Origin of the sequence: Streptomyces aurantiacus, from assembly GCF_001418335.1 — a bacterium.
GTDB lineage: Bacteria > Actinomycetota > Actinomycetes > Streptomycetales > Streptomycetaceae > Streptomyces > Streptomyces aurantiacus.
The window spans coordinates 1-7,118 of the sequence record NZ_LIPP01000262.1 but is presented as its reverse complement, the minus strand read 5'-3'; the positions used below and the strand labels follow the sequence as shown (position 1 = coordinate 7,118).

Annotated in this window: 6 protein-coding genes; 3 read left to right on the top strand and 3 right to left on the bottom strand. The window is 71.2% G+C overall.

All coding sequences use genetic code 11. The features are described from left to right. Window positions 1–227 precede the first annotated feature (227 nt). Window positions 228–1,025, top strand: a complete 798-nt coding sequence (locus AOK01_RS29945) for a phosphatase (RefSeq protein WP_055517149.1) — start codon at window positions 228–230, stop codon at window positions 1,023–1,025. Between the two features lie 25 nt (window positions 1,026–1,050). On the opposite strand, the gene AOK01_RS29940 is transcribed toward AOK01_RS29945, so the two are convergent. The 3 genes from AOK01_RS29940 to AOK01_RS29930 all read right to left on the bottom strand — a co-directional run bounded on the left by AOK01_RS29940 (window position 1,051) and on the right by AOK01_RS29930 (window position 3,927). After that, window positions 1,051–1,932, bottom strand: a complete 882-nt coding sequence (locus tag AOK01_RS29940; RefSeq protein WP_055517147.1) for an acyl-CoA thioesterase — start codon at window positions 1,930–1,932, stop codon at window positions 1,051–1,053. Between the two features lie 94 nt (window positions 1,933–2,026). Beyond that, a complete protein-coding gene (locus AOK01_RS29935) occupies window positions 2,027–3,184 on the bottom strand; it encodes an acyl-CoA dehydrogenase family protein (RefSeq protein WP_055517150.1) in 1,158 nt (385 codons plus the stop codon). Window positions 3,185–3,300: 116 nt separating this feature from the next. After that, a complete protein-coding gene (locus AOK01_RS29930; RefSeq protein ID WP_055517145.1) occupies window positions 3,301–3,927 on the bottom strand; it encodes an SACE_7040 family transcriptional regulator in 627 nt (208 codons plus the stop codon). A gap of 134 nt (window positions 3,928–4,061) precedes the next feature. Between AOK01_RS29930 and AOK01_RS29925 the strand changes: the two genes are divergently transcribed. Continuing rightward, entirely contained in the window at window positions 4,062–5,678 is a 1,617-nt protein-coding gene (locus tag AOK01_RS29925; RefSeq protein WP_055517144.1) for a carboxyl transferase domain-containing protein, read from the top strand. Window positions 5,679–5,758: 80 nt separating this feature from the next. Further along, the coding region (locus AOK01_RS29920; protein WP_055517142.1) for an acetyl-CoA carboxylase biotin carboxylase subunit at window positions 5,759–7,118 on the top strand (1,360 nt) is incomplete at its 3' end.

The window sequence follows — 7,118 nt, the reverse complement described above, 5'->3', positions numbered from 1 at the left end:
CTGCGCCCCCAGACCCCCGCAATCGCGCTGAACGCGCTCGTCCTCAAACGCCGGACGGGCTGAAAGAGAGGGGCGCAGCCCCGCCTTTCAGGGGCGCGGGGAACTGCGCGACCAGCCCCCACCCACCCGCACCACCCCGGACGGCACTCCCCCAAACCCCGAGTGACTCAAATCCCACGGTTCGATACCCGGCGCCACCCAGCGGAGCGCACCGGCAGAATGGGGGTATGCCGATACCCGGGACCCCCAGCCGCGCCGACCTCCTCGACCACCTCGTACAGACGCGTATCGCGGGCGAAGTGGCCACCCCCCGCGAGAACAACCTCTCCCACTACCGCAAGCTGGCCAACAGCGACCGCAACTTCTGGCTCGGCCTGGAACTCGGTGACCGCTGGACCGACGAGCAGGACGTCCTCGCGGTCATGGCCGAGCGCTGCGGCGTGAACGACGACCCGGAGTACCGGTACGGCCAGGACACCATCGACCCGGAGCTGACGGTCGACGCGCTGGAGCGGATGGCGGGCCGGCTGCGCAAGGCGGCGGCCGGCCGGCAGCGCGTGCTGTTCGCGACGGGCCACCCGGGCGGCCTGCTGGACGTGCACCGCGCGACCGCCGCGGCACTGCGCGCCGCGGGCTGCGAGATCGTGGTCATCCCGGACGGGCTGACCACGGACGAGGGATACGTCTTCCAGTTCGCCGACGTCGCCGTCCTTGAGCACGGCGCGACCCTGTGGCACACCCACTCGGGCGAGCCGATGCGGGCGATCCTGAAGGGCCTGGAGAGCGAGGGCCGCCCGCTGCCCGACCTGGTCGTCGCCGACCACGGCTGGGCGGGCTGCGCGGGCCAGCTGGGCGTGGACTCCATGGGGTACGCGGACTGCAACGACCCGGCCCTGTTCCTCGCCGAGTCCGAGGGCACGGTCCAGGTGACCGTCCCCATGGACGACCACGTCACCAGCCCCCGGCACTACGACCCGATGACGGCGTACCTGCTGGACGCGGCGGGCCTCACCACCAACGAGTGAGCCCTCGCCTCTCCCCGGGCACGTGTCACCGCGGGATCCGGACCACACCCTCCTGGATCACCGTGATCGCGAGCCGTCCGTCCTGCGTGTAGATACGGGCCTGCCCGAGGCCCCGCCCGCCGGACGCGGACGGCGACTCCTGGTCGTACAGCAGCCATTCGTCGGCGCGGAACGGCCGGTGGAACCACATCGCGTGGTCCAGCGAGGCCCCGACGACGTCCCCGGTGACCCAGCCGCCGCGCCCGTGGGCGAGCAGCACGGAGTCGAGGAGCGTCATGTCGGAGACGTACGTGGCGAGGCAGACGTGCAGCAGCGGCTCGTCGATGGCGCCGTCGAGCTTGCCGTTGGTGCGGAACCACACCTGCGAGCGCGGCTCGCGCGGCTGTCCGACAGTGGCGAACGGCGGCGCGTCGACATAGCGGAGGTCGACGGCGGCACGCGCCTCCAGCATCCGCTGGGCGACGCCTTCGTCCCCGTACGCCGCCAGGTACCGCGGCAGCATCTCGGCGGTCGTCTCCAGGGTCTCCGGATCGGGCGCGGGCGGCATGTCGGCCTGGTGCTCCATGCCCTCCTCGTACGTCTGGAACGACGCGGAGAGATGGAAGATCGGCTGCCCGTGCTGGACGGCGACCACCCGGCGCGTGGTGAAGGAACGGCCGTCGCGGATCCGGTCGACGGTGTAGACGATGGGCGCGCCCGCCTCCCCGGCGCGCAGGAAGTACGCGTGCAGGGAGTGGGCGAGCCGGTCCCCCGGGACCGTGCGCCCCGCGGCGACCAGTGCCTGCGCCGCGACCTGCCCGCCGAAGACCCGCGGGACGACGGCGAAGCGGGACTGACCGCGGAAGATGTCCTGCTCGATCTGCTCCAGGTCGAGCAGATCGAGCAGTCCTTGAAGTGCCTGACTCATGCGTCAGTTGTACCGTGCATTGGTTTCCCGAATGTTTTCCGGAGCCCTACGGGCCCATGTTCCCGGAGTCCTACAGGCCCATGTTCTTGGAGACCTACAGGCCCATGTTCTTGGCGATGATCGACTTCATGATCTCGCTGGTACCGCCGTAGATGCGGTTGACGCGGTTGTCCGCGTACAGGCGGGCGATCGGGTACTCGTTCATGAAGCCGTAGCCGCCGTGCAGCTGGAGGCAGCGGTCGATGACGCGGTGCGCGACCTCGGTGCAGAACAGCTTGGCGGACGCGGCCTCGGCCGCGGACAGCTCGCCCTGGTCGAGGGCTTCCAGGGCGCGGTCGGCGACGGCCTGCGCGGCGTCCACCTCGGCCTGGCAGGCGGCCAGCTCGAACTTGGTGTTCTGGAAGTGGGAGACCGGCTTGCCGAAGACGGTGCGCTCAAGGACGTACTCCTTGGCGAAGCGGACGGCCGCCGCGGCCTGGGCGTACGCGCCGAAGGCGATGCCCCAGCGCTCGGAGGGCAGGTTGCCGCCGAGGTAGGAGAAGCCCTTGTTCTCCTCGCCGAGCAGGTCCTCGACCGGCACCCGCACGTCGACGAACGCCAGCTCGGCGGTGTCGGACGTCTTCAGGCCGAGCTTGTCGAGCTTGCGGCCCACCGAGTAGCCCTCGGCCTTGGTGTCCACGGCGAAGAGGGATATGCCGAAGCGGCGGTCCTCGGCCGTGGCCGCGGAGGTGCGGGCGCAGACGATCACCCGGTCCGCGTGCACGCCACCGGTGATGAACGTCTTGGCGCCGTTGAGAACGTAGTGCGTGCCGTCCTCGGAGAGCTTCGCGGTGGTCTTCATGCCCGCGAGGTCGGAACCGGTGCCCGGCTCGGTCATCGCGAGGGCCCACATCTCCTCACCGGAGACGAACTTCGGCAGGAAGCGCTTCTTCTGCTCGTCGGTGGCGAGCGCCTTGATGTAGGGCAGGCCGAGCAGCACGTGCACACCGGAGCCGCCGAAGGAGACACCCGCACGCGCGGTCTCCTCGTACATCACGGCCTCGAACTTGTACGAGTCGATGCCGGCGCCGCCGAACTCCTCGTCCACGCGGATACCGAAGACGCCCAGCTCGGCGAGCTTGTAGTAGAAGTCGCGGGGCACCTGGCCCGCCGCGAACCACTCGTCGTAGACCGGGACGACCTCGGCCTCGATGAAGGCGCGCAGGGTCTCCCGGAACGCCTCGTGATCCTCACTGAACACCGTACGGCGCACCGCGCCCACCTCCGCCTGGCTCAAGATTCCGTGTCTAAGCGCTTGCTCAGCCTTACGTTACCGGCCGGTCATGACGGTCGTCCAGACCAGGCCCCGCAGGCACCCCGAGACGCTCGTCACGCCCCTGCCGCACCCGCCGCCTCCGCCGCCCCCGCCGCCGTGAAGGCACCCCTCGCCATCCGGTGCAACAGCTCCGCCGTGGCGGTACGCCCGGGCAGCGCCCCGGGGCGGCCCAGGTGCGGGGTCGAGTTCAGGAGGCCGAAGACCGAGTGGACGGCCGAGCGGGCGCTCGGTTCGGCCAGGCCGGGGTGGAGCTCGCGCACGACCGTCACCCACAGTTCGACGTACTGGCGCTGGAGCTGCCGTACGAGCTTGCGGTCGCTGTCCCGGAGGCGGTCCAGCTCCCGGTCGTGCAGGGTGATCAGCGGGCGGTCGTCCAGCGCAAAGTCGATGTGCCCCTCGATGAGCGCGTCGAGGAGCGCTTCCGGGTTCCCACCGCCGGACTCCGACTCCGCCACGCGAAGCCTGCCGCCGGCCAGCAACTGCTCACTGATCCCCACCAGCAGTTCGGCGAGCATCGCGTCCTTGCCCGCGAAGTGGCGGTACAGGCCGGGACCGCTGATCCCGACCGCCGCACCTATCTCGTCGACACCGACCCCGTGGAAGCCGCGCTCGGCGAAGAGCCGGGCAGCCTCCTTGAGGATCTGCTCGCGGCGGGTGAGGGCGTCGGTTCTGGTGGCCATGAGGCAATTCTAGACAGAGAGGTTAGCGTTCGTTAACCTGAGGGAAACGCGTTAACGCTCATTAACTTGGTTCGTCTGCTTGATTCGTTGGCTTGGTTCATTGACCGGTGATCGCCGGGTGAGGGGACCGCAGGATGCACGAGGCACCGGAGCTCCACAGCGCGGCCGACCCCGCGTCGGAGGCCTGGCGGGGGAACGAGGCGGCACACCGCGCGCTCGTCGACGAGCTGCGGCGCAAGCTCGCCGCGGCCCGCCTCGGCGGCGGCGAACGGGCCCGCGCCCGGCACACCGCCCGCGGCAAGCTGCTGCCGCGCGACCGCGTGGACACGCTGCTCGACCCCGGCTCACCGTTCCTGGAGCTGGCCCCGCTGGCGGCCGACGGGATGTACGAGGGCCAGGCCCCGGCGGCGGGCGTCATCGCCGGGATCGGCCGGGTCGCCGGGCGCGAGTGCGTGGTGGTCGCCAACGACGCCACGGTCAAGGGCGGCACGTACTACCCGATGACGGTGAAGAAGCACCTGCGCGCCCAGGAGGTGGCCCTGGAGAACCGCCTCCCCTGCGTCTATCTGGTGGACTCGGGCGGCGCCTTCCTCCCCATGCAGGACGAGGTCTTCCCCGACCGCGAGCACTTCGGGCGGATCTTCTACAACCAGGCCCGCATGTCGGGAGCGGGCATCCCCCAGATCGCGGCCGTCCTCGGCTCCTGCACGGCCGGCGGGGCGTACGTCCCGGCGATGAGCGACGAGGCTGTCATCGTGCGGGGCCAGGGCACGATCTTCCTCGGCGGTCCGCCCCTGGTGAAGGCCGCGACCGGCGAGGTCGTCACCGCGGAGGAACTGGGCGGCGGCGAGGTCCACTCCCGGGTCTCCGGGGTCACCGACCACCTGGCGGAGGACGACGCGCACGCGCTGCGGATCGTACGGACCATCGTCTCCACGCTCCCCGACCGCGGGCCCCTGCCCTGGTCGGTCACGCAGGGCGTCGAGCCGAAGGTGGACCCCGCGGGGCTGTACGGCGCGGTGCCGGTCGACTCCCGCACCCCGTACGACGTGCGCGAGGTCATCGCACGCGTCGTGGACGGCTCACGGTTCGCGGAGTTCAAGGCGGAGTTCGGGCAGACGCTCGTCACCGGCTTCGCGCGGATCCACGGGCACCCGGTCGGCATCGTCGCCAACAACGGCATCCTGTTCTCCGAGTCCGCCCAGAAGGGCGCCCACTTCATCGAACTGTGCGACCAGCGCGGCATCCCGCTGGTGTTCCTGCAGAACATCTCCGGGTTCATGGTGGGCCGCCAGTACGAGGCCGGGGGCATCGCCAAGCACGGCGCGAAGATGGTGACCGCGGTGGCCTGCGCGCGCGTACCGAAGCTGACGGTCGTGGTCGGCGGGTCGTACGGCGCGGGCAACTACTCGATGTGCGGCAGGGCGTACTCACCGCGCTTCCTCTGGATGTGGCCGAACGCCAAGATCTCCGTGATGGGCGGCGAACAGGCCGCGTCGGTCCTCGCGACCGTCAAGCGCGACCAGTTGGAGGGACGCGGCGAGTCCTGGCCGGCGGAGGAGGAAGAGGCCTTCAAGGACCCGATCCGCGACCGGTACGAGACCCAGGGCAACGCCTACTACGCGACGGCCCGGCTCTGGGACGACGGCGTGATCGACCCGATGGAGACCCGGCAGGTACTGGGACTCGCCCTGACCGCCTGCGCCAACGCGCCCCTGGGTGACTCCCAGTTCGGCGTCTTCCGGATGTGAGGGGACGCATGGGGACGGACGCGAGGGACGCGAGGGAACAGGCGGGGCCGGTGGGGCCGGATGTGAGGGGACGGACGACGATGTTCGACACGGTGCTTGTGGCCAATCGGGGCGAGATCGCCGTCCGGGTCATCCGGACGCTGCGGTCGCTGGGCGTGCGCTCGGTGGCCGTCTTCTCCGACGCGGACGCCGACGCCCGGCATGTGCGCGAGGCGGACACGGCGGTACGGATCGGTCCGGCGCCGGCCGCCGAGAGCTACCTGTCGATGGAGCGGCTGCTGACGGCCGCCGCGCGCACCGGCGCCCAGGCGGTGCACCCGGGATACGGCTTCCTCGCGGAGAACGCGGAGTTCGCGCGGGCGTGCACGGCGGCCGGCCTGGTCTTCATCGGCCCCCCGGCGGACGCGATCTCCCTGATGGGCGACAAGATCCGCGCCAAGGAGACGGTCCGGGCGGCCGGGGTCCCGGTGGTGCCCGGTTCGTCGGGCAGCGGCCTCACCGACACCCAACTGGCCGACTCCGCCCGGGAGATCGGCATGCCGGTGCTGCTGAAGCCGTCGGCGGGCGGTGGCGGCAAGGGCATGCGCCTGGTGCGGGACGCGGCCGCGCTGGCGGACGAGATCGCCGCCGCGCGCCGTGAGGCCCGCGCCTCCTTCGGGGACGACACCCTCCTCGTCGAGCGGTGGGTCGACCGCCCCCGGCACATCGAGATCCAGGTCCTGGCGGACGGCCACGGGAACGTGGTGCATCTGGGCGAGCGCGAGTGCTCCCTCCAGCGCCGGCACCAGAAGATCATCGAGGAGGCGCCGAGTGTGTTCCTCGACGAGAGGACCCGCGCCGCGATGGGCGAGGCGGCCGTCCAGGCGGCCCGCTCCTGCGGCTACTCGGGCGCGGGCACGGTCGAGTTCATCGTGCCGGGCAGCGACCCGGCCTCGTACTACTTCATGGAGATGAACACGCGTCTGCAGGTCGAGCACCCGGTGACCGAGCTGATCACGGGCCTGGACCTGGTGGAGTGGCAGTTGCGGGTGGCGGCGGGCGAGCGGCTCGCCTTCGCCCAGGACGACGTCACCCTCACGGGTCACGCCGTGGAGGCCCGCGTCTGCGCGGAGGACCCGGCCCGCGGATTCCTGCCGTCCGGCGGTACGGTCCTGCGGCTGCACGAGCCGCAGGGCGACGGCGTCCGCACGGACTCGGGGCTCAGCGAGGGCACGGAGGTCGGCTCGCTGTACGACCCGATGCTGTCCAAGGTCATCGCGTACGGGCCCGACCGGGCGACGGCACTGCGTCGGCTTCGCGGAGCGCTGGCGGAGACGGTGACGCTGGGGGTGCAGACGAACGCGGGGTTCCTCCGGAGGCTGCTGGCGCATCCGGCGGTGGTGGCGGGCGAGCTGGACACCGGGCTGGTGGAGCGGGAGGTGGAGGGGCTGGTTTCGGGGG